Here is a 20,996-nt window from a genome sequence, read left to right as displayed (position 1 = left end):
AAATAATGTATTATTTCAAAGATGATAACCCGTTAGCATATGTTTTATTCCTGGAAATACACGCGTTTCACCCGTTGGGAAATGCCTGTCAGTATCTCGTAGGGAATGGTATCTGCCCAGTTTGCCACCTGCTGTACGGGCAGCGCTTCCCCGAACACGATCACTTCATCGCCCTCCGCGGCATCAGGTATATGGGTCACGTCCAGCATTAACATGTCCATGGCCACCACGCCTACAACCGGGGCCAGTTTGTTGCGCACCAGCATTTTGCCGGTGCCGTTGCCCAGGCGGCGGGAGTACCCGTCTGCATAGCCGATGCGTACGGTAGCAATAACGGCAGGCGCCTTCGCCGTCCATTGGCCGCCGTAGCCAACGCTGTCTCCGGCGGGTATATGTTTGAGCTGGGCAATGGTGGTTTTAAGCGTGCTGACGTTCCGGAGTTTTTCCTGGAAGGTAGCAGCGCTGTCTACCCCGTACATGCCTATGCCCAGCCGCACCATGTCCAGCTGCAGCTCCGGGTGGCGGTGAATGGCGGCGCTGTTGGCAATGTGCCTGATCACGCCGTGCCCAAGCTGCTGCTGCAGGGTAGCGCTCATCTTGATGAACAGCTCGTACTGCTTCCGGGTAAATTCGTCCTTGCCGGCATCTTCGCTGGCGGCCAGGTGGCTGAAAATAGACTGTACCCTGAAAAGGCCCTCCTGTTGCAAACGCTGTACCAATACCGGCAGCTCATGCTGTTCAAAGCCAAGGCGGTGCATGCCCGTGTCCAGCTTGATGTGAACGGGGTAATTGGTTTTATTGGCGTAGCGTACCACCTCTTCAAACTGTTCCAGTATATGCATGGAATACAGCTCCGGCTCCAGGTTCCATTGCAGGATGGCCTCAAAGGTGCTGGGCTCCGGGTTCATCACCATAACAGGCAGGGTGATGCCGGCGCGGCGCAGTTCAACCCCTTCGTCTGCATAGGCCACGGCCAGGTAATCTACGCCATGGAACTGGAGCAGGCTTGCAATTTCATAGCTGCCGCTGCCGTAAGAAAAGGCTTTCACCATGGCCATCAGCTTGATGCCGGGCTTCAGCAGTGCCTGGTACGCCTTGATGTTGTGGGCAATGGCGCTGAGGTTGATTTCCAGGATGGTCTGGTGCGCTTTCTGCTCCAGCAGTTTGCCGATGCGCTCAAACTGGAATACGCGGGCGCCTTTTACGAGAATGGACTCGTTCTGGAACTCGCTGGTGTCTACCTGTTGGAGGAATTCTTCCGTATTGGCGTAAAAGCTGGCCTTTACCTTGCTGAAGCTCTGCTTTTCCCGCGAAATATTTTTACCGATGCCGATCAGTTTCTGGATGCCTTTTTGCTCCAGCATGCCGGCCACTTCTTCGTACAATGAGCCTTCGCTTTTACCGCTCTGCAGTATATCACTGAGAATAACGGTGCGCACGGGGTGCTGGCGCTGCTGCTGCAGAAACTCCAGGGCAATGGCCAGCGAGCCAAGGTCTGAATTGTAGCTGTCATTAATGATGCTGCAGTTGTTGATGCCCTGCTTCATTTCCAGCCGCATGGCTATATTGCCCAGGTGGTCCATCCGCTCCTGTATCAGTTGCTGAGATTTGCCCAGGTAGAGCATCAGCGCCCAGCAGTGGATGGCGTTTTCAATGGAGCCTTCGTCTACAAACGGGATACGGATGAAGATGGGCTCCTGTTTGTACAGGGCGTCTATGCGGGTGTGGTTATCGTTCTTGTCTACGCCGATGACACGCAGGTCTGCGTCCGTTTTACGGCTCCAGGTAAGCAGCTGCAGATCGTTATCGATTTCCCTTTTCCCCACCAGGTTGTGGAAGTTGTTCACGCACTCGTTGAGGGCCAGGTAGTCTTTACAGTAGATCAGCACATCGCTTTTCATGAAAAGGATCAGCTTCTCGTTTACCTTCTGGCGGATGTTGAGGAAACCTTCGTTGTGGGCTTCCCCGATGTTGGTGAAGATGCCGATGGTGGGCCGGATCACTTTTTCCAGGTTCACCATTTCACCGGGTTGGGAAATGCCGGCCTCAAAAATGGCCAGGTCGTTCTCTTCCTTCATTTGCCAGACAGACAGCGGTACGCCTATCTGCGAGTTATAGCTCTTCGGGCTGCGTACAATGTTGTAGTCTTTTTCCAGCAGCTGGTACAGCCACTCTTTCACAATGGTTTTGCCGTTGCTGCCGGTAATGCCTATCACGGGTACCTGGAACTGCTGGCGGTGCCAGGCCACCAGGGTATGCAGGGCCTGCAGGGTATTTTTTACCATGATGATATTGGCCTTCGGGTAAAGGCCAATGGATACGGGCTCGCTTACAATGAAATTGCTAACGCCCTTTTTGTACAGTTCGTCTATGTACTGGTGGGCATTGCGGCGTTCGCTAACAAGTGGGATGAACACGGATGTTTCTGCAACAAGCAGTTTGCGACTGTCCAGCAAAATATGTTCGATCTCCGGATGCCCGGTCTGTTGCAACAATTCACCCTTCAGGATCTTGCTGATACTTTCTGCGGTATACAATTTTATATGGTTTTAATAAAAAAAGCGTCCGGAAACTCTCACCAGGACGCTTTTTGCGATCAACTACTTCTCAATATCTGCTTCCGGTTGCACCGGTAATTTTTTCTGATACAGGATGGAATATACGATAGAACCTGCCAGGCATGTAACTATCACCACCAGTGATATCCACACAGGCAGCTTGAAGTGCCAGATCTCCGCCAGCATTTTGAGCCCTATGAATATCAGCACAATGGCAATACCCTGCTGCAGGTAATCGAACTTGTCTACAGCGCCGCGCAGCAGGAAGAACAGCGAGCGCAGGCCCAATACGGCAAAGATGTTGGAGGTGTACACCACCAGCGGCTCTTTGGAAATGGCAAACACCGCGGGAATGGAATCAAGCGCAAACACAATGTCCGTCACCGCCAGCATTACCACCACCACGGCCAGAGAGGTGAAGTACACCTTGCCGTTCTGCTTGATGGTGAACCTGCCGTGCGGCTCTGCGTGGGAAATACGCATGTATTTTTGCATGAAGCGGTAGGCAAAGTTCTCCTCGGGTTTAAACTCTTCGTGCTGGTCTACCACAAACATTTTAAAGCCGGTGTATACGAGGAAAGCCCCGAAAATATAGAGTATCCATCCAAACTGCGCAATGAGGGCCACGCCTACGGTAATGAAAATGGCACGGAACACAATGGCCATCAGGATGCCGATAAGCAGCACACGGGCATAGGCGGTTTCCTTGATCTTGAAGAAACCGAAAATGAGGATGAACACAAAAATATTGTCTATGGAAAGCGACCATTCCATCAGGTAGGCGCTCAGGTATTCAATGGCCATCTTTGACCCGTCTTCATACCAGATGAACCCGAAGAAACCAAATGACAGCGCAACCCAGAAACAGGTTTGAATTAATGCTTTCTTGATCGAGATGACCTGTCCTTTTTTACTTAGCAGCCCCAGGTCAAAAATGAGGGCCAGGATGATAACAATTCCAAAGACGGCATACGTCCATTGTTGCGGTGTCATGCAGGCGGAAAATTTTTATTGAAGAGCAAAGATAATGGATTCCGGTTGCTTATCCGGCGTATTTACGTTGCCTGATAAACTGGAACACCATGGCAAACAGCAGTATAGCGCCTATGGGCAGGGCAAAAGCCAGCACCTGCCAGAGGGTTTTGTCTTTTTTCAGCTTTTCGCCGTCCAGCAGCCGGAGGGTAAGCTCCTTGCTGCGGGTGTCCATGATGGGCGTTTTGCTGGTGAGGTATTCCATGCTGTTGAGGAAAAACTCCTTGTTGGCAAAAACATATTGCGGATTAAACTCATTTACGCCCATTTGCAGCGGGCCTTCTTTTTGAGAGAGGGCGTTGGTCACAATATCCGCATCGCCCACAACGATCATGCGGTTGAGCGTATCCGCCATTGCCTTGAAAGGCCGGCCGCTGGCGCTTTGCAGGGCCTGGTGCTGCTCCCGGCTGAGGCGGTGGTTGAAGAGCGATGGGAAGCGCCCTTCCAGCAGTACCGCCACGGGAATGGCGCGTTGCCTGAAATCCCGCTGGTTAGGCTGCTGCTGCACGCTTTCCAGGCTGATGCGCACCGGGCCGCCAAGGGTGCGGCTATGGTCTGAGGTGGCCAGCAGCACGGTTTTTCGGATGCCGCCGCCCTTAATGGTATCTATTGAGCTGGCAAAGCGGCTCATGATGAGGTCCATATTTTTGACGATGGGATGCGTATTGCCGGGCGTGAGCAGGGGAAAGAAGGGAAAGGGGATGGGCCTGATCTGCGGCTTGTCTCCAATGTTGCCCACCACGAGGGGGATCATATCGCTCTGCAGGTCCTGCACCAGGTCAAGGTTCACACGGGCGCCGTATTTGAACAGCAGGTCTTCCAGCTGCAGGTTGCGGTCAAAAGCCACAAACTCGCGGCCCCGCAGGCTGTCTGCCGAAGCGGTGAGGTTGTCTATGAACCACAGCACCTTGCCGCCGTTCATCACGTACTGGTCTATTTTCAGCTTATCCTCGTCTGTAAAGGTTTCCAGGGGCCGCACAAACAGCACGGCGTCAAACTCCTGCGGAATATGGCTGTCTGTTTTCAGGTTGATGGTATCTACCTGGTACAGCTCGTGCAGGGTTTTGAGGGCATCGTAAATATTGGGGCCCTCCGGCTCGCCATGCCCCAGCATATAGCCCACCAGCGGGCGTTCTGTTTGCTGCAGCTGGTAAATGGCGTTGGCAAATCTGTATTCCAGCAGGGCCACTGAGCTGTTGAGCGCCTGCATGGGGTCCATGCCACCCTGGCTTTTGAGCAGGTTCACGCTGTTTTCCCGGTCTTTGTAGCGGATGGTGGCGCCGGGGAAAATCAGTTTTTCGGCATAGCTGTCCTGCCCGTTTTCCTGCACCTGCAGGTTGAAAGGCAAAATACCTTTGGCCATCAGGCTGTCCTGGAAGCTCATGCGCAGCGAGTCCGGCAGGTTGGTGCCGGGGCTTACGAAAGAAAACCGGATATTTTTGCCGCCGTATTCCTGAAACTCTTCCAGCAGCTCCCTGGTGGCGTCTCCCAACTGGCGGAAGCTGGCGGGGTACTGGCCTTTCAGGTATACTTCAATGTATACAGGGGCGTCCAGCTGGCGGAGCATGTTGCGGGTGGAGGCGGCCAGGGTGTACCGCTTTTCTGCGGTAAGGTCCCAACGGCCGTGTATATACGAAGCTGCAATGTTCAGGGCAATCAGTACGGCTACTACGCCCAGTGTACGTTGCAGGTATTTTTTTCTTTTTTCTTTTGCAGTGAGTTCCATAGTTCAACCCTGCCAGATCTTGCGTTCCAGCGACATTTTTGTAAGATAGAGCATCAGCCCGGTAATGCTCAGGAAGTAGATCACGTCCCTGCTGTCTATGACGCCGCGGCTGATGGAATTATAATGATAACGGATGCCGGCCATCTGCAGGTAGTAGTCTGCCCCGCCGGAAAACACCGGCACTTTGCTTAACGCATCAAACCCGTTATAAAATATGTAGCAGGTGAAAATGGCCACCAGGAAGGCCACTACCGCGTTGCTGCTGAGAGAGGATGCCCAGAGCCCGATGGCGGTAAAGGTGCCGCCCAGTAAAAAGAGGCCTGTGTAGGAGCCGATGATGCTGCCATTGTCCAGCCCGTTGTTGGTGGCGGCCAGTTGAGACATGGCCAGGTAATACACCAGGGTGGGGAGCAGCGCAATGATCACAATGGTGGTGCAGGCCCAGAACTTTCCCCATACGGTCTGCCACCAGGTAACCGGCTTGGTGCTCAGCAGCTCCATGGTGCCGGTTTTGAACTCGTCTGCCAGGGAGCGCATGGTAATGGCCGGTATCAGCAGCAGGAAAATGAGGGGCGCCATTTCAAACAGCCCGTCCAGGTTGGCGTAACCGGCATCCAGCAGGCTGGTATCCGGGTATACGAAGAGGAACAGCCCGTTGGCCACCAAAAACAGGATGATGGCCACGTAGCCGGTGACGCTGCTGAAGAACTGGTGAATCTCTTTTTTGAATATTGCTGACATTGCAGACAAATATATAATTACCGGTCACCAATTTCGAATTACGGAATAAAAATATTTGTTAATTGATGGAACGGAGACAGGTATGGGCATAAGGCGCTGTGTGCGCTGTCCACCGTATGAAAGAATGCCGCCTGTTGGGCAGAAAAAAGCCCGGCCATAGCCGGGCAATTATATGATAGCTGAAAATCAGCAACTTGTTGCACATGGGCGGATGCATAATGCGTCCACAACCTGCTTATACGGAGAAACTTTCACCGCATCCGCAGGTACGGGCAGCGTTGGGATTATTGAAGTAAAAACCTTTGCCGTTCAGGCCTTCGGAAAACTCCAGCGTGGTATTGCAGAGGTACAGGAAACTTTTCAGGTCTGTTACCACTTTGATGCCGTCGTTGTCAAATACCTGGTCTTTAGGCTTGGGTTCGTTATCAAAATCAAGCTTGTAGCTGAGGCCTGAACAGCCGCCGCCTACCACGGATACCCGCAGGAAATAATCCGGGCCCAGGGAGCCCTCAGCCCGCAGGCTTTCCACTTTCTGCCTTGCCTTGTCACTTATATAAATCATATTATCCTCCTTTTCCTTTTAACAGGCCAGGGTTTGGTAGCCTTGCCCGCATATATTATTAGATGTCAGTTTATTGCTTTCCTTGTGTGGCCGCAGCTGGCGGCATGTCAATTCTCAGTTTCCGCTGCATTTCCACCACTGCTGTTACCGACCGGATGGCGTGATCTATCTCCTCCTCGGTGGTAAAACGGCTTACACTGAACCTCAGCGAAGAATGTGCCAGTTCCTCTTCCAGCCCCATAGCTGTCAGTACATGGCTGGGCTCCGGCAGGGCGGAGGTGCAGGCTGATCCCGAAGATACGGCAATATCCCGGTTTAGCGCGGTCAGCAGGGCATTTCCCTCCGTGTAACCAAAGGCAATATTGGTCACATTGGGCAGCCGGTATCCGGTGGAGCCGTTTACTGAGGTGGCTTCCAGGGCCAGCAGGCCTTTTTCGAGGCGGTCCCGCAGGGCGGCCATGCGCGGGCTGTTAACTGCCATTTCGGCACCCGCCAGCTCGCAGGCTTTTCCCAGGCCGGCAATACCCGGTACGTTCAGCGTGCCGGAGCGCATGCCCCTTTCATGCCCGCCCCCGTCTATCTGGGCCGCCAGCCTTACCCGCGGCTGCCTGCGGCGTACATACAGCGCGCCTGCGCCTTTAGGGCCGTGCATTTTATGTGCGCTGAAGGCCATCAGGTCTATACCGTCTGACTCCACGTTCACGGGAATTTTGCCCATGGCCTGGGTGGCGTCTGTCATCAGCAATACGCCATGGCGCCGGGTAATGTCACTGATGGCGCGGATGGGCTGTATCACCCCGGTTTCATTGTTGGCATACATCACGCATACCAGTATGGTTTGCGGGGTGATAGCCGCTTCCAGCGCGGCGAGGTCTATCAGGCCCCGCCCGTCCACTTTGAGCAAAGTGACGGACGCGCCCAGTTTTTCAAGATGCCGGCAGGTGTCCAGCACCGCTTTATGTTCCGTTTCAACCGTAATGATATGGCGGCCTTTTGCCGCATATGCTTCAAACACCCCCTTGATGGCCAGGTTGATGGCTTCTGTGGCGCCTGAAGTGAAAACGATCTCCTGTTTAACGGCGCCGGCCAGGTGGGCCGCCTGCTCCCGCGCCAGGTCTACCGCTTCTTCTGCCGCCCAGCCGTAACGGTGGGTGCGGGAGGCGGCATTGCCGTAGTGCTCCGTAAAAAAGGGCAACATGGCCTCCACTACGCGCGGATCGCAGCGGGTGGTGGCATTATTATCCAGGTAAACAGGCAACTGCAGCATCCCACAAAATTACGATATATGTTCTATTTTTACCCGTGCAGCCGATTGGAACCGTTGATGGGGCCATCAATTGCATCTATAACCCAATTGTCAGATCTATGTTGAAAGTGGAACATATCGGCATTGCCGTAAAATCACTGGCCACCGCCATCCCCCTTTTTGAAAAACTGCTCAACACCCCTTGTTACAAAACGGAGGAAGTGGCATCTGAGGGCGTTACCACGGCGTTTTTCAGGCAGGGAGAATCTAAAATAGAACTGCTGGAAGCCAGTACGGAGAGCAGCGCTATTGCCCGGTTTATTGAGAAAAAAGGGGAAGGCATGCATCATATAGCCTTTGAGGTAACAGATATTTTTGCGGAAATGGAGCGGCTGAAGGAAGAGGGGTTTGAACTGATCAATGCGGCGCCGAAACCCGGAGCGGATAACAAGCTTGTTTGTTTCCTGCACCCCAAAGGCACCAACGGCATACTGGTAGAGCTTACCCAGGAAAGGCCAGGCCAGTGATGTTGCCGCCCACAGCAATACCGGGATAGAGACTGTAAATCAACTACTTGAAACACCACTGTAGCGGCTGGAAGATTGTTCGTTTGCGCCTTCGGCCTGAAGCTCCCGCGTTCAAAAACAATAAAAATTATAAGGCCCCGAAATAATCCTGAAAAAAATATTCAACGGGTTAAACCTTTTATTTAGTTGCGCGTTGATATAGGAGTAAGGGCCAGTAAGGATGCCTTACTATCATCAGAAAATGCAAGCCTGTGGCTTTTAAGATACTCTAAAGTTGGCATAGGTTATGAAAACCTGTGAGTTTTTTAACTCGCAGGTTTATTTTTTTATGGCAGTACTTTTTCCATGCCTACGCTGCGGGAACCTTTTACCAGGATATGTGTGTTTTCAAACCCCTGCTGCTCCAGCCATTTTTTGGCGTCATCGGCTGTTTTCATAAAGATGTACGGGTGGCTGACCTTCTCAAACTCAGGGCCTACCAGCACTACGGCCTTCCAGTGCTGTTTTTGCAGCAGGTCTGCCAATGCCTGGTGCTCTTTTTCGCTGTCTTCCCCCAGTTCTTTCATAGCTCCTAATAATAACACCTTTTGGGGGGCATTTATTGCCGCAAAGTTTTCCACAGCGGCCTTCATGCTGGAGGGATTGGCATTGTAGGCGTCCATAATGAACGTATTGCTGCCCCTTTTTTCTATCTGTGAGCGGTTATTGGAGGGCACATAGGCTTCAATGGCCGTTTTTATTTTTGCGGCCGGTACGCCAAAATGCAGGCCTATGGCAATGGCGGCCATCACATTGGGGAAGTTATAGCCTCCAACCAGCCGGGTATGTACAGGGCCGGTCTGCTCTGTGCCCAGTTCCAGCAGGGCGCTGCCTGCCGCCGGCTTGCCGGTATAATCAGCCGCTTCACTGCCGTAAGTCACTACCTGGGGAATGCCCTTGCTCATGTCAAGCAGGTAGGGATAGTCTGCACAAACAAAAGCGGTGCCCCCGTTATCCCGGAGGTAATCGTACAGTTCGCCCTTCGCTTTGCGCACGCCCTCTTCGCCGCCAAAGCCTTCCAGGTGGGCCTTGCCGATGTTGGTGATAAGGCCGTGGGTAGGCAGGGCCACAGTACAATACCCGGCAATTTCCCGCTGGTGGTTGGCGCCCATTTCTATCACCGCCATTTCCGCGTTGGCGGGTATGCCCAGCAGGGTAAGCGGTACGCCAATGTGGTTATTGAGATTGCCTGCCGTGGCGTAGGTACGGTACTGTGAGCCCAGTACGGTACGCACCATTTCTTTCGTAGTGGTTTTACCGTTAGTGCCGGTGATGGCTATGAAAGGAATATCAAATTGCTGCCGGTGGCGCCGCGCCAGTTGCTGCAGGGTGTGCAGCACGTCGGTGACGAGCATCATTTTTTCCGGTACGGTATGGAACGCCGGGTCATCTATCACGGCCAGGGAGGCGCCGGCTTCCAGCGCGGCCGCGGCGTACTGGTTACCATTGAAGTTGGGCCCGCGCAATGCAAAAAAAACATCGCCGGGCTGCAGTTTGCGGGTATCCGTTTGCACGGAAGGATGGGCCAGGTAGTGTTGATATAGCTGTTCAATATTCACGGCAGAAAATGTTTGCATGCAAAAATAAGGAATGGAATCCCTCATTTTCTTTATTATCTTTCGAAACAGGCAACTGTTTATTTTGCAGGTGCGTATACAACCCTATGAAAACTCAATGTATGAAATCATTTCTGACCGGCATGGGCGTGCTGATGTGCTGCGCCGGCTATGTGGCCTGTACTTCGGAGCAGGCGCCAAAGCCGGGCACCAGCGTCAGTTGTGAAAGCACGGTGGTCACCAGTGCGCGGATCTATGCTATCATTCAGCAAAACTGCACCAACCGCAGTTGCCACCCCGGCGGCAGCTCTCCGCTGGTGGCAGATTTTTCTACCCTGGCCAAACTGAAAACTTACATCCATGCCAACGGCTCCAACTGGCGCCTGCGGGTAACCGGCCCTACGGCAGATATGCCGCAGTTCACGGGCTATCCCCCGCTGTCTCCCGCCACGCGGGATTCTATTGCCTGCTGGGTAGACAAGGGAATGCCGGACTGACGGGAAAAGAACGCAAAACATCCAGACCACTCAAATCACTTGCAGATGAAACAATTGTTTAGCCTGGCCGTTGCCCTTCTTGTTTTTGGCCGCCTGGCCGCCCAGGATGTATACTCCTGCCGCAATGCCACGCTGAGCTTCTTCTCTTCCGCACCGCTGGAAGATATTGAGGCCAAAACCAGCCAGGGCGCGTCAGCCATCAATATAAAAACAAAGGCCGTCTACTTTAAAGTGCCCATCAACACCTTCCAGTTCAAAAAGAAACTGATGCAGGAGCACTTTAATGAAAATTACCTGGAAAGCGACAAGTACCCGTATGCAGAGTTCAAGGGGAAAATACTGGAAGAGGTGGACCTTACCAGGAATGGTACTTATCCTGTTACGGTAGAAGGCGCGCTGAACATTCACGGCGTGACGAAAAATTACCGGGAAAAAGGCACCGTTACCGTACAGAACGGGAAAATAAACGCCACGGCCAAATTCAATGTCAGCGTGGCAGACCACAAGATCAAAATACCCACGCTGGTGGTGAAGAACATTGCGGAAGTAGTGGAGGTAAGCGTGAACGCAGACTATCAACCTGTCAAATAAACTTACATGAAACATATGCAGATGCGCATCCTGTCAGCCCTCCTGCTCATAGCTCCCGCGGCCATGGCGCAGGAAGACCTGGGCGCTATTTTCGGGAAAGATTCCGTGCGGAGGGACCCCGTGATAGCAACTTTTAAAAGCACCCGCATCATCAATGCCCAAAGCAATGAGACCCTGGCCCGCGGAGACCTGGATTTCCGGGTGGCGCACCGCTTTGGAGACATTGGCGGGGCAGACGGCGGCAGCTCCACTTTTTTTGGTATAGACAATTCAACAGACATCCGCATTGCGTTTGAATACGGCATTACAGACCGTCTCACCGCGGGCGTGAGCCGCGCCAAGGGCAGCGGCCATTTTACCCAGCTGTATGAAGTGCTGGGCAAATTCAAGCTGCTGCAGCAAACAATGGACAACCGGGTGCCCCTGGCCGTTACCCTCTTTGGCAACGCGGTGGTCACCTCCATGAAAAGCAGTCCTGATAAGGAAGCCGTCAGCTATTTCGACAAGTTCAGCTCCCGCATGAGCTACACCGCCCAGGTGGTGGTGGCCCGAAAGTTTGGAGACCGTGTTTCCCTGGCGCTGCTGCCCTCTTACGTACACCGCAACCGGGTAGGGTATATGGACATGAACAACATGTTTGCCCTGGGCGTGGGCGGCCGCCTGCGGTTCAGCAAGCGGGTGGCCCTGGTGGTAGACTATTTTGTGCCCTTCCGTGACCAGGCCAGCAAAGACTATTACAAAACGCAGGGCATCGAGTTTTTCAACCCGCTGGGCGTAGGGTTCGAAATAGAGACCGGCGGCCACGTGTTTCACCTGAATTTCACCAATTCTACCGCCACGCTGGAGAACCAGTTCATCCCGGAAACCACCACCTCCTGGCTGCAGGGCCAGTTCCGCTGGGGGTTCAACATTTCCCGCCGGTTTTCACTGGGGCATTAGTAAATTGCAGGGATGAGCACCATCCGCTGCCGAATCAAGGAAAATTCCGCCGTTGCCCGGCTGGCCGCCTGGAAAATGAAAAGCGACAATATAGCCATCGTTTTCGGGCGGGTGATCCATTTGTACGGCGCCAGCCGCGCGCAGTTCCTGGCCAACAAGGCCTGGGTGCGGCACGAAGTGCGGCATGTGAGGCAGTATCAGCAGCACGGCTTCTGGGGCTTTTTATGGCTGTACGTGACGGACTGGATGCGGGTAGGGTACTATAACAACCGCTTTGAAAAAGACGCCCGGCTGGCGGAGCATAACGCCGGGGAGCTGGACGGGGTGGAGATCAGCTGAGCCCGGGGCATGCCAATACCGGCAGTTTTTCCCTGCTATACCCGCCGGGCCGCTCCCATGGCCGATACCCTAAAGAATCGTTAAAACGGCACCGGCCCTGTAAAAAAAAGTTACAACGCGGTTATTTTCCTTATTTTTACGTTAAAGGCGGATCACTATGGTTAAGAAGGTCACTGAGGGCATCACCATTAGCGTGGAAACATTCTACCAGCCAGATTATTCCAATCCGATAGGCAGCGAGTTCATGTTTGCCTACCGCATCACCATTGAGAATAACAACACGTTTCCTATCAAGCTGCTAAGGCGCCACTGGTATATCATCGATTCTAACGGCTCCCACCGTGAAGTGGAGGGAGAGGGCGTGGTGGGCGTACAACCGCTGCTGGCCCCCAACGAAAGTTATCAGTACGTTTCCGGTTCCAACCTCCGTACGGAAATAGGCAAAATGTACGGCACCTACCAGATGGAGAACCAGTTGAACAAAAAACTGTTCGACGTGAAGATCCCGGAGTTCCAGATGGTAGTTCCCTTTAAAATGAACTGATTCCGGCCATTACGAAACATTCCCACATTTTACCGGCTCCTTACAAAAGAGCAACCCGCTAGGGCCTGTACTTCGCGCCGTTGAATATAGCGGTGGCATCATGCATATTCATCAACTTTTCCAGTGTATAGTCAGGATGTTTTTTCATGAAGGTTTGCACAATGCGGTAACCTACATAGGCGCCTATCTGACCCGGCGCCTCTCCTGGCAGCCCCTGGGTACTGGGGCCCTCTCCGGTATAACGCATTACTTCCTGCCAGTCTGCCGTATATAACAATTTGTTCTGCACAAAATATTGCCAGATCATCTGCTCGTTCTCATCACAAAAATCCAGCTGTGCTTTCGTATAGCCCAGCCTGATATGTTCCGGCGTTTCCGGCAACGTCATTTGCAGGAAATATTGCTGTTTGCCCAGGCTGACAAAGCGCTCCATCAGCTTGGCGCTTTCTTTTTCTTCCGGCGCATAATGCTGCTCCAGCACCTTCATCACATTTACAGGAATGTACTCCGGGGTGAATTTTCTTACAATGTAATCCGGGTAGTCTGGCACCATGCGGTAAATGGAGAAATCCGCGCCCATATGCATATCCAGCCCGATGCCCACCAGGGAGTCTACCGTTACGGCGCCGTAGTTGCCGATGGCGGAAATGAAGCTGACCACCTTGGGCGCTTCAAACTGCGGCAGGTAATATTTGGCAAGGCGGAACGCCTGTGTAAGCTCTTTCTCAAGCGGGGCGGTGTTGGCAAAATGCGCTTCCACGGAGTCTTGCAGCGCGCGGAAATCTTTATTGCCCACAAAGCGGCGCACTGCTTCGGCCATGGCCGCGCTGGTATCCGAAAACGGCCCCAGGCCCAGTATCTGTGAAAAATAAGTGGGAGTAAAAGCGGGGAAACTGTCATTCAACAATTGAATGCCCTGTATGACGTTATTAGTGTCTATCCGGAAAAGTTGTTCGTCAAACCGTTCGATCTTTACCTGTATGGGAATATGGCTTACATCCGGCACTTTGGGCCCGGCGTTGCAACCGGCGGCCAGCCAGCCCGCGAATAAAATGCAGTACAGGATATATTTTTTCAGGTAATTTTGCATCGCCTATTAAAACTTTAGAAATGGTAAAAATATTGCATCACCGCTTATTATCGAAATCTTTCATCCTCCTGTTCCTGTTAACCGCCACAGCCATCAGCGCCCGGGCGCAAACGCTCAGCGAGCGTGTGTCTGACAGGGCGGGGCGTAAAATGCGTTTCGGTTTCAAGCTGGACCCCGGCGCTTCCATGATGCGGCCGCAGGAAGAAGGCGTAGAGCGCAACAGCGGCCGGTTCTACTTCAGCTACGGCGTGATGGCCGATTTTTTCCTGGATGACCAGGGCAACTACGCGCTGGCTTCCGGCCTGCAGGTAAGCGCCATGGGCAGCGTGCTGAAATACGAAACGGGTAAAGGCCTTTCCGCTTTCAAAAACGCCCCCAGCGAATACGATCTCCGGCTCACCTACATCGAAATACCTTTCACCCTCCGCCTCAAGGCAGACACGCAAAACGGCCTGGGCGTATGGGGCCAGTTCGGCGGTTTTGCCGGCTTCCCGGTGAGGGCCAGGGCCAATGTGATCAGCGGCCTTACGCCCTTTAACAAACAGGACGTGCTGCGAGACGTGAACCCTCTCAGCGCCGGCATGATCATTGGCGGCGGCATAGAGTACCCCCTCACGGAAACGCTGGTGGGCGTGGTAGGCTTCAACTACCAGAACGGCTTTATAGACGTAACGCGCAACAGCAAGTGGGACGACGGGCGGGTGAACATGAACAATTTCATTCTGCGGCTGGGGGTTTATTTTTAACTCCCGTACCTTTGCAGGGCCGGCTACCGGCCAATTATAAAAACAGACGGATGAACATCTTCCTAGCCCAACAGAACTACCACATCGGCAACTTTGAAGCGAATACGGCCAAAATAATAGCCGCCATCCAGCAGGCGGAGCAGCAGGGCGCCGAGCTGGTGGTGTTCTCTGAACTATGCATCTGCGGGTACCCGCCCAGGGACTTCCTGGAGTTTGATGATTTTATTGCGAAAAGCTACGCGGCTATAGATGAAATAAAGGCTTATACCCATAAAACCGCCGTGCTGGTGGGCGCCCCCCACCGCAATCCCCTCCGGGAAGGTAAAGACCTTTTTAACGCCGCCTGGTTCCTCTATGAAGGCCAGGTGCAGCAGGTAGTGCACAAAACCCTGCTGCCCACCTACGATGTGTTTGACGAGCACCGTTATTTTGAGCCGGGCTATGAGTGGAAAGTAGTGCCTTTTAAAGGCAGGAAGCTGGCGGTAACCGTGTGTGAAGATATCTGGAACCTGGGAGACAACCCCCTTTACCGTGTATGCCCCATGGACCAGCTGATGGAGCAGCAGCCGGATGTGATGATCAACCTGTCTGCCTCCCCGTTTGACTATGATCACGACGAAAGCCGGAAAGAGATCATCCGCGCCAACGTGCGCAAATACCGCCTGCCCATGTATTACTGCAACACGGTAGGCTCACAAACGGAGATCGTGTTTGACGGGGGCTCCATGATATTTGACGCGCAGGGCAACATTGTGCAGCAACTGCCCTTCTTTGAAGAGGCGATGGGCGGCGCAGACCTGGATGCGCTCCCCAAGGCGGGAGAAGGCCCTGTGGTGCCGTTTTCCGGCACGTCAGATATTGTTGCGCTTGAATTTGAACATAACATCCACCGCATACACGAAGCCCTCATCCTGGGCATCCGTGACTACTTTGGCAAGATGGGCTTCAAACAGGCCATCCTGGGCTCTTCCGGGGGCATAGACAGCGCCGTAACCCTGGCCCTTGCCGTGGAAGCGCTGGGAAAAGACAACGTGCGCGCAGTGGCCATGCCTTCCCCGTATTCTACAGAACACTCCGTAGATGACGCGGTGGCGCTTTCCCGCAACCTGGAAAACCCCTTCGATATTATCCGTATCAACAAAATTTACGAGTGTTTCCTGGATACGCTCGACCCGTTCTTCCATGGCCTGCCGTTCAATGTAGCGGAGGAGAACACCCAGTCTCGCATCAGGGGCAACCTGCTCATGGGCCTGGCCAACAAGTTCGGGTACATCCTGCTGAACACCTCCAATAAAAGTGAACTGTCTACCGGCTACGGCACGTTATACGGAGATATGGCCGGCGGGCTGGCAGTGCTGGGAGACCTGTATAAAATGCAGGTATACGCCCTGGCGCGGCACATCAACCGCCATAAAATCATCATCCCGCAGAATATTATAGACAAGGCCCCCTCCGCGGAGCTGCGGCCCAACCAGAAAGATAGTGACAGCCTGCCTGATTATGCCGTGCTGGACAGAATACTGTACCAGTACATAGAGCGCCGCCAGGGCCCCCGTGAAATTGTGGCGCAGGGCTTTGACGCCGCGCTGGTGGCCCGTACCCTCAAAATGGTGAACACCAACGAGTACAAACGTAACCAGTTCTGCCCCATCATCCGCGTATCGTCAAAGGCTTTTGGCGTAGGCCGCCGCGTGCCTATTGTAGGGAAATATTTGAGTTAAGGGAATAAGCCCGTTATCTTTGTCCAAATTCAACAGGAATTACATGTTACAGGTACAATTTATCCGGCAGAACAAAGAGCTGGTACTGGAAAGGCTCGGCATCAAAAATTTCAGGGATGCTGCAGCCGTAGTAGATGAAGTGCTGGCGCTGGACGATCAGCGCAGGAAACTGACACTTGATTATGACGAAACACAGGCAAAAATAAATACCGCCTCCAAAGAGATAGGCAAGCTGATGGCTTCGGGCAGCAAGGCAGACGCCGAGACCCGCAAGCAGGAAGTGGCCGCCCTCAAACAGGCGCTGGGCCCTATTAACGAATCTTTGATAGCCACCGAAAAGTCACTGCACGATACCCTGGTGAAGCTGCCCAACCTGCCCGGCCCCCGGGTGCCGGCAGGCAAAACGCCGGAAGACAACCTGGAGGTAAGAGGCGGCGGCCAGAAGCCGGTGCTGCCCGGCAATGCCGTGCCCCACTGGGACCTGGCCAAACAATATGACCTGATAGACTTTGAGCTGGGCAACAAGATCACCGGCAGCGGCTTCCCCGTGTACAAAAAACAGGGCGCCCGTTTGCAGCGCGCGCTGATCAGCTACTTCCTGGACTTTAACACAGCAGCCGGCTATGACGAAATGCTGCCGCCCTACCTCGTGAACGAAGCCTCCGCCTACGGCACCGGCCAGTTGCCAGACAAGGAAGGGCAGATGTATTTTGTGACGGAAGACAATTTTTACCTCATACCCACGGCAGAAGTGCCGGTTACCAATATTTACCGTGACGAGATACTGAAAGAAGCAGACCTGCCGGTGAAAATGACGGCCTACACGCCCTGCTTCCGCCGCGAAGCCGGTTCTTACGGTAAAGATGTGAGGGGCCTCAACCGCCTGCACCAGTTTGAGAAAGTGGAGCTGGTGCAGCTGGTAAAACCGGAGCAGTCTTACGCAGTGCTGGAAGAAATGGTGGCGCATGTGGAAAAGCTCATCCAGTCACTGGGCCTGCCCTACCGCATTTTGCTGCTCTGCGGCGGCGATATGGGCTTTGCTTCCGCCCAGACCTATGATTTTGAGGTATACTCCGCCGCGCAGGACAAATGGCTGGAGGTAAGCTCCGTATCCAACTTTGAGAGCTACCAGACCAACCGCATGAAGGCGAGGTATAAAGACAGCAACGGCAAAAACCAGCTGCTGCACTCCCTGAACGGCAGCTCCCTGGCCTTGCCGCGTATCATGGCCTGCCTGCTGGAAAATAACCAGTCTGCCGAAGGCATTATGCTGCCGGAGGTGCTGCACCGGTACTTTGGAAAAGACCGCATAAGCAACGCCTAAACGAAATAGGGCGTATTAAATATTAAAGCGTACAAGGCAATCTTGTACGCTTTTTGATTTTTTGCACTATTATTGTTGTTAAGGTCTTAAATATGCAAATTATGAAAACACTCGTTTCTGTTTTTCTGATGGCCATCTTGCTGTGGGCCTGTTCTCCGGGGCTGAACCCCAACAATACGGCAAAGGTGGAGGAAGCCTTCGCAAAATATGAGGATTCTGAAGGTAAAACTGTTTTCCGGGACAAATGTGCCAAGTGCCATGGTTACCGCCTGCCGGAAACCCGCACGGCAGAGAAGTGGCCGAAAACGATAGACAAAATGGCCCCCAAGGCAAAGCTCACGGAAGATCAGAAAGCCGCGGTGCTGGCTTTTGTGACCAAACACGCCAAAGCGTCCTGAGCATGTCTTGACAAAATTGTACAGGCGGCTTCTTCGGCCGCCTTTTTTTATATTTGTAACAATGCTTCACTTCCTTCCAAATGGCAAACAACTGGTGATCCGCCGCCCGCAGGTAGCTGACGCGGCGGCCTGCCTGAAATGTTTCCAGCAGCTGACCCGGGAAACGGATTTTCTCCTTTATACCCCGCAGGAAGCTCAAACATTTGACCTGAAGAAGGAAGAAAGTTTCATACAATCTTACCTGCAGCACCCTGATCATCTCTTCCTGGTAGCAGATGTGGAGGGCGAAGTGGTAGGCAGCGTAAGCCTCAACCAGGGCAATTTTGTAAAGCAGCATCACCGCGCCATGCTGGGCATTGGCGTGCTGCACAGCTACTGGAACATGGGCATCGGCCGCCGGCTGCTTACAGCCGCCATCCGCTGGGCGGAGGCCCATCCCAAAATTGCGATCATACATTTTGAAGTGCTGGCCACCAACGAAAGGGCCATTCAGCTCTACCGTAACTTTAACTTTACCGAGCACGGCCGCATACCCAACGGCATCCGCCAGCCAGACGGCCGGCTGGTAGACCTGGTGGCCATGAGCAAACAGATCAAACCTGTACACTAATGAAAACTTATGAGGGAACATACAGCTACGGCCAGCCTGATAATGCACAGAAATGCCTGGTAACAGTTACGGATAAACGAATAGAGATACACCTGCGGGACCAGCACGGCAACCCGCGGGCAGTGTACTGGTATTGGTACAATGTAGTGCAGGGAGACCATGCGCTGCACCATACCGGCCAACCCCTGCAAACCCTGAAAGTGCCTTCTTTTGAGTTCCGGGAAACAGTGGCGCGGCAAATGAAAAAGCCACGGCGCCGCGGTGTGCCGGCGGTGGCAATAGCGGTGGGAGGCGCCATGGTGGCAGTACTGGCTCTGCTGGCCCTGGCCTATTTCTGGCTGGTACCGTACCTGGCAGGGCGCATGGCCAAATCCCTGCCGGTGGAGTATGAGGTGAAGTTTGGAGAAAAGGCCTACCAGGCCATGATAGGGGAGTTCAAGGTAATGCCCGGGGAAACGGCGCTGGTAGACAGTTTTTTCAGAACGCTCCGTATCCCGTCGAAATACCCGGTCTCCATTACGGTGGTAAACGAAGCGCAAACCAACGCTTTTGCCGTACCCGGCGGCCACATTGTAGTGTTCAGCGGGCTGCTGCGGCAAATGCAGCACCCGGAAGAGCTGGCCGCATTGCTGGCGCATGAGTACTCTCACGTGGAGTTACGGCATACTACGCGCTCGCTGCTGCAAAGCCTGGGCACCTATGCGCTGGCCAGCATGCTGTTTGGAGACCTTACCGGTGTAGAGGCCGTGCTGGTGCAAAATGCGCATGAACTGAAAGGGCTGGAATACTCCCGCCGGCTGGAAAAAGAAGCCGACCTCAACGGCCTGCAATTGCTGCATGCCCGCCGGATCAACGGCCAAGGTTACATCTGGCTGTTCGGCACCCTCAAGAAAGAAAGCGGCGCCGCGCCTTCAGAATGGCTCAGCAGCCATCCTGATCTCGACAACCGCATCCGATATGTACAGGAAGCGCTGAAAGGAGACACCACCCTTGCCACACCGGCTGCGCTGGAAAGCCTCTGGAAACAGATAAAAACAAATTAAACCGTGCAGTATGAACAGATATGACAGGCAAATACGCCTCAATGGTTTTGGCCCTGCAAAACAAGAGCAGTTGAAAAAGGCCGCCGTGCTGGTAATTGGCGCGGGCGGCCTGGGCGTACCCGTGCTGCAATACCTGGCGGCCATGGGCGTGGGCAAGCTGGGCATTGCCGAAGCAGATAAAATATCCGTTACCAACCTGCACCGCCAGGTGCTCTACCAAACGCAAGACGCCGGCAAACCCAAACTGGACGTAGCCATTGAGCGGCTGGCCCTGCAGAACCCTGAAGTTTCTTTTGTACCGCACCCTACCTTCATCACACCCGCCAATGCGCTGGACATGATGGCCGGTTATGATGTGGTGGCAGACTGTTCAGATAACTTTGCCACCCGCTACCTGGTAAGTGATGCCTGCGTGATACTGGGCAAGCCCCTGGTATATGGCGCCATTTACGGCTTTGAGGGCCAGGTGAGCGTATTCAATTATAAGGGCAGCGCCTCTTACCGCTGCCTCTTCCCGGAGCCGGGCGTTGCGCCTGATTGTAATACGGTAGGTGTGCTGGGCGTGCTGCCCGGCATCATAGGCTGCTACCAGGCCAATGAAGTGGTGAAAGTGATCTGCGGCATAGGGGAGCCTTTGGCCAACCAGCTGCTGGCCATCAATATTCTTGATAATACCCACCAGGTGTTCACCTTCCAGCCGGTGGCGGAAAACCTCCGCATCAGCAAGCTGCAGGAGAGTTATGAAGATACGGCCTGCGAAGCCCGGCAGGTGGAGTCTCTCAGCGTGCAGGAACTGCAGCAATGGCTGCAGGAAGGCCAGGATTTTCAATTGCTGGACGTGCGGGAAAAAGAGGAATGGGATGTTTGCCATATTGAAGGTTCCCTGCACATTCCCATGCGCCGGGTGGAAGCCGCTATGACCGGCCTGCCCCGCCAGAAACCCCTTGCTATAATCTGCCACCATGGAATGCGCAGCCGCACCATAGCGGAACTGCTGTTGCAGAACGGGTTCTCCAATGTGTACAATGTTACCGGCGGCATACACGCCTGGGCGGTAGAGATAGACGACAGCATGGAAACGTACTAGCTGTTTGCCGTTCCCGTATGCCCCGCTTCGTGCAATGGAATGAATTTTGTACCTTTTGTGATGAACGGTCATCATACCAT

The 20,996-nt window shown here is 53.7% G+C and carries 21 protein-coding genes; 13 read left to right on the top strand and 8 right to left on the bottom strand.

Annotated features, from left to right (window positions below):
* Positions 1-44 precede the first annotated feature (44 nt).
* The 6 genes from ABDW36_RS01600 to ABDW36_RS01575 all read right to left on the bottom strand — a co-directional run bounded on the left by ABDW36_RS01600 (position 45) and on the right by ABDW36_RS01575 (position 7,886).
* Positions 45-2,537 (bottom strand): bifunctional UDP-N-acetylmuramoyl-tripeptide:D-alanyl-D-alanine ligase/alanine racemase, encoded by a 2,493-nt coding sequence (locus ABDW36_RS01600; RefSeq protein ID WP_343700129.1) that lies wholly within the window; start codon positions 2,535-2,537, stop codon positions 45-47.
* A gap of 63 nt (positions 2,538-2,600) precedes the next feature.
* Positions 2,601-3,551: a TerC/Alx family metal homeostasis membrane protein gene (locus ABDW36_RS01595; RefSeq protein ID WP_343700128.1), complete on the bottom strand. Its 951-nt coding sequence runs from the start codon at positions 3,549-3,551 to the stop codon at positions 2,601-2,603.
* A gap of 49 nt (positions 3,552-3,600) precedes the next feature.
* Positions 3,601-5,316, bottom strand: a complete 1,716-nt coding sequence (gene gldG / locus ABDW36_RS01590; protein ID WP_343700127.1) for a gliding motility-associated ABC transporter substrate-binding protein GldG — start codon at positions 5,314-5,316, stop codon at positions 3,601-3,603.
* 3 nt (positions 5,317-5,319) lie between these two features.
* Complete coding sequence (gene gldF / locus ABDW36_RS01585) at positions 5,320-6,057, bottom strand: gliding motility-associated ABC transporter permease subunit GldF (protein ID WP_343700126.1); 738 nt, start codon at positions 6,055-6,057, stop codon at positions 5,320-5,322.
* 235 nt (positions 6,058-6,292) lie between these two features.
* The gene (locus ABDW36_RS01580; RefSeq protein ID WP_343700125.1) at positions 6,293-6,619 is read right to left on the bottom strand and encodes an iron-sulfur cluster assembly accessory protein; all 327 of its coding nucleotides are present in this window, start codon (positions 6,617-6,619) and stop codon (positions 6,293-6,295) included.
* Between the two features lie 70 nt (positions 6,620-6,689).
* Positions 6,690-7,886, bottom strand: coding sequence for an aminotransferase class V-fold PLP-dependent enzyme (locus ABDW36_RS01575; protein WP_343700124.1), 1,197 nt, complete (start codon positions 7,884-7,886; stop codon positions 6,690-6,692).
* Between the two features lie 98 nt (positions 7,887-7,984).
* Between ABDW36_RS01575 and mce the strand changes: the two genes are divergently transcribed.
* On the top strand, positions 7,985-8,392 hold the full coding sequence (gene mce / locus ABDW36_RS01570; protein ID WP_343700123.1) for a methylmalonyl-CoA epimerase: 408 nt from the start codon (positions 7,985-7,987) through the stop codon (positions 8,390-8,392).
* 326 nt (positions 8,393-8,718) lie between these two features.
* On the opposite strand, the gene murF is transcribed toward mce, so the two are convergent.
* Positions 8,719-10,008: a UDP-N-acetylmuramoyl-tripeptide--D-alanyl-D-alanine ligase gene (gene murF / locus ABDW36_RS01565; RefSeq protein WP_343700122.1), complete on the bottom strand. Its 1,290-nt coding sequence runs from the start codon at positions 10,006-10,008 to the stop codon at positions 8,719-8,721.
* A gap of 101 nt (positions 10,009-10,109) precedes the next feature.
* On the opposite strand from murF, the gene ABDW36_RS01560 reads away from it, so the two are divergent.
* The 5 genes from ABDW36_RS01560 to apaG all read left to right on the top strand — a co-directional run bounded on the left by ABDW36_RS01560 (position 10,110) and on the right by apaG (position 12,897).
* Positions 10,110-10,484, top strand: a complete 375-nt coding sequence (locus tag ABDW36_RS01560) for a hypothetical protein (RefSeq protein ID WP_343700121.1) — start codon at positions 10,110-10,112, stop codon at positions 10,482-10,484.
* A gap of 45 nt (positions 10,485-10,529) precedes the next feature.
* Positions 10,530-11,075 (top strand): YceI family protein, encoded by a 546-nt coding sequence (locus tag ABDW36_RS01555; protein WP_343700120.1) that lies wholly within the window; start codon positions 10,530-10,532, stop codon positions 11,073-11,075.
* A 6-nt stretch (positions 11,076-11,081) separates the two neighbouring features.
* On the top strand, positions 11,082-12,014 hold the full coding sequence (locus ABDW36_RS01550) for a DUF5777 family beta-barrel protein (protein WP_343700119.1): 933 nt from the start codon (positions 11,082-11,084) through the stop codon (positions 12,012-12,014).
* A 12-nt stretch (positions 12,015-12,026) separates the two neighbouring features.
* Complete coding sequence (locus ABDW36_RS01545; protein ID WP_343700118.1) at positions 12,027-12,353, top strand: DUF4157 domain-containing protein; 327 nt, start codon at positions 12,027-12,029, stop codon at positions 12,351-12,353.
* Between the two features lie 157 nt (positions 12,354-12,510).
* A complete protein-coding gene (gene apaG, locus ABDW36_RS01540; protein WP_120517400.1) occupies positions 12,511-12,897 on the top strand; it encodes a Co2+/Mg2+ efflux protein ApaG in 387 nt (128 codons plus the stop codon).
* Positions 12,898-12,955: 58 nt separating this feature from the next.
* On the opposite strand, the gene ABDW36_RS01535 is transcribed toward apaG, so the two are convergent.
* On the bottom strand, positions 12,956-13,987 hold the full coding sequence (locus ABDW36_RS01535) for a hypothetical protein (protein WP_343700117.1): 1,032 nt from the start codon (positions 13,985-13,987) through the stop codon (positions 12,956-12,958).
* Between the two features lie 20 nt (positions 13,988-14,007).
* Between ABDW36_RS01535 and ABDW36_RS01530 the strand changes: the two genes are divergently transcribed.
* The 7 genes from ABDW36_RS01530 (at position 14,008) to ABDW36_RS01500 (ending at position 20,916) form a co-directional block, all read left to right on the top strand.
* Entirely contained in the window at positions 14,008-14,733 is a 726-nt protein-coding gene (locus ABDW36_RS01530; RefSeq protein ID WP_343700116.1) for a porin family protein, read from the top strand.
* A 50-nt stretch (positions 14,734-14,783) separates the two neighbouring features.
* Positions 14,784-16,454: an NAD+ synthase gene (locus ABDW36_RS01525; RefSeq protein ID WP_343700115.1), complete on the top strand. Its 1,671-nt coding sequence runs from the start codon at positions 14,784-14,786 to the stop codon at positions 16,452-16,454.
* A gap of 43 nt (positions 16,455-16,497) precedes the next feature.
* The gene (gene serS / locus ABDW36_RS01520) at positions 16,498-17,778 is read left to right on the top strand and encodes a serine--tRNA ligase (protein ID WP_343700114.1); all 1,281 of its coding nucleotides are present in this window, start codon (positions 16,498-16,500) and stop codon (positions 17,776-17,778) included.
* Between the two features lie 101 nt (positions 17,779-17,879).
* Entirely contained in the window at positions 17,880-18,176 is a 297-nt protein-coding gene (locus ABDW36_RS01515; protein ID WP_343700113.1) for a cytochrome c, read from the top strand.
* A 61-nt stretch (positions 18,177-18,237) separates the two neighbouring features.
* Positions 18,238-18,786 (top strand): GNAT family N-acetyltransferase, encoded by a 549-nt coding sequence (locus ABDW36_RS01510; RefSeq protein WP_343700112.1) that lies wholly within the window; start codon positions 18,238-18,240, stop codon positions 18,784-18,786.
* On the top strand, positions 18,786-19,829 hold the full coding sequence (locus ABDW36_RS01505) for a M48 family metallopeptidase (RefSeq protein WP_343700111.1): 1,044 nt from the start codon (positions 18,786-18,788) through the stop codon (positions 19,827-19,829). The genes ABDW36_RS01510 and ABDW36_RS01505 overlap by 1 nt, the downstream gene beginning before the upstream one ends.
* Positions 19,830-19,839: 10 nt before the next feature.
* A complete protein-coding gene (locus tag ABDW36_RS01500; protein WP_343700110.1) occupies positions 19,840-20,916 on the top strand; it encodes a HesA/MoeB/ThiF family protein in 1,077 nt (358 codons plus the stop codon).
* Positions 20,917-20,996: the final 80 nt, after the last annotated feature.

Origin of the sequence: Chitinophaga sp. (assembly GCF_039596455.1) — a bacterium.
Lineage (GTDB): Bacteria > Bacteroidota > Bacteroidia > Chitinophagales > Chitinophagaceae > Chitinophaga.
This window is presented reverse-complemented; position numbering and strand designations above follow the sequence as displayed.

Excerpts from the sequence above, each read along its gene's own strand:
- ABDW36_RS01595 (WP_343700128.1), bottom strand. The coding sequence starts at position 3,551 with ATGACACCGCAACAATGGACGTATGCCGTCTTTGGAATTGTTATCATC.
- gldG (WP_343700127.1), bottom strand. The coding sequence starts at position 5,316 with ATGGAACTCACTGCAAAAGAAAAAAGAAAAAAATACCTGCAACGTACA.
- gldF (WP_343700126.1), bottom strand. The coding sequence starts at position 6,057 with ATGTCAGCAATATTCAAAAAAGAGATTCACCAGTTCTTCAGCAGCGTC.
- ABDW36_RS01580 (WP_343700125.1), bottom strand. The coding sequence starts at position 6,619 with ATGATTTATATAAGTGACAAGGCAAGGCAGAAAGTGGAAAGCCTGCGG.
- ABDW36_RS01575 (WP_343700124.1), bottom strand. The coding sequence starts at position 7,886 with ATGCTGCAGTTGCCTGTTTACCTGGATAATAATGCCACCACCCGCTGC.
- mce (WP_343700123.1), top strand. The coding sequence starts at position 7,985 with ATGTTGAAAGTGGAACATATCGGCATTGCCGTAAAATCACTGGCCACC.
- murF (WP_343700122.1), bottom strand. The coding sequence starts at position 10,008 with ATGCAAACATTTTCTGCCGTGAATATTGAACAGCTATATCAACACTAC.
- ABDW36_RS01560 (WP_343700121.1), top strand. The coding sequence starts at position 10,110 with ATGAAATCATTTCTGACCGGCATGGGCGTGCTGATGTGCTGCGCCGGC.
- ABDW36_RS01555 (WP_343700120.1), top strand. The coding sequence starts at position 10,530 with ATGAAACAATTGTTTAGCCTGGCCGTTGCCCTTCTTGTTTTTGGCCGC.
- ABDW36_RS01550 (WP_343700119.1), top strand. The coding sequence starts at position 11,082 with ATGAAACATATGCAGATGCGCATCCTGTCAGCCCTCCTGCTCATAGCT.
- ABDW36_RS01545 (WP_343700118.1), top strand. The coding sequence starts at position 12,027 with ATGAGCACCATCCGCTGCCGAATCAAGGAAAATTCCGCCGTTGCCCGG.
- apaG (WP_120517400.1), top strand. The coding sequence starts at position 12,511 with ATGGTTAAGAAGGTCACTGAGGGCATCACCATTAGCGTGGAAACATTC.
- ABDW36_RS01535 (WP_343700117.1), bottom strand. The coding sequence starts at position 13,987 with ATGCAAAATTACCTGAAAAAATATATCCTGTACTGCATTTTATTCGCG.
- ABDW36_RS01530 (WP_343700116.1), top strand. The coding sequence starts at position 14,008 with ATGGTAAAAATATTGCATCACCGCTTATTATCGAAATCTTTCATCCTC.
- ABDW36_RS01525 (WP_343700115.1), top strand. The coding sequence starts at position 14,784 with ATGAACATCTTCCTAGCCCAACAGAACTACCACATCGGCAACTTTGAA.
- serS (WP_343700114.1), top strand. The coding sequence starts at position 16,498 with ATGTTACAGGTACAATTTATCCGGCAGAACAAAGAGCTGGTACTGGAA.
- ABDW36_RS01515 (WP_343700113.1), top strand. The coding sequence starts at position 17,880 with ATGAAAACACTCGTTTCTGTTTTTCTGATGGCCATCTTGCTGTGGGCC.
- ABDW36_RS01510 (WP_343700112.1), top strand. The coding sequence starts at position 18,238 with ATGCTTCACTTCCTTCCAAATGGCAAACAACTGGTGATCCGCCGCCCG.
- ABDW36_RS01505 (WP_343700111.1), top strand. The coding sequence starts at position 18,786 with ATGAAAACTTATGAGGGAACATACAGCTACGGCCAGCCTGATAATGCA.
- ABDW36_RS01500 (WP_343700110.1), top strand. The coding sequence starts at position 19,840 with ATGAACAGATATGACAGGCAAATACGCCTCAATGGTTTTGGCCCTGCA.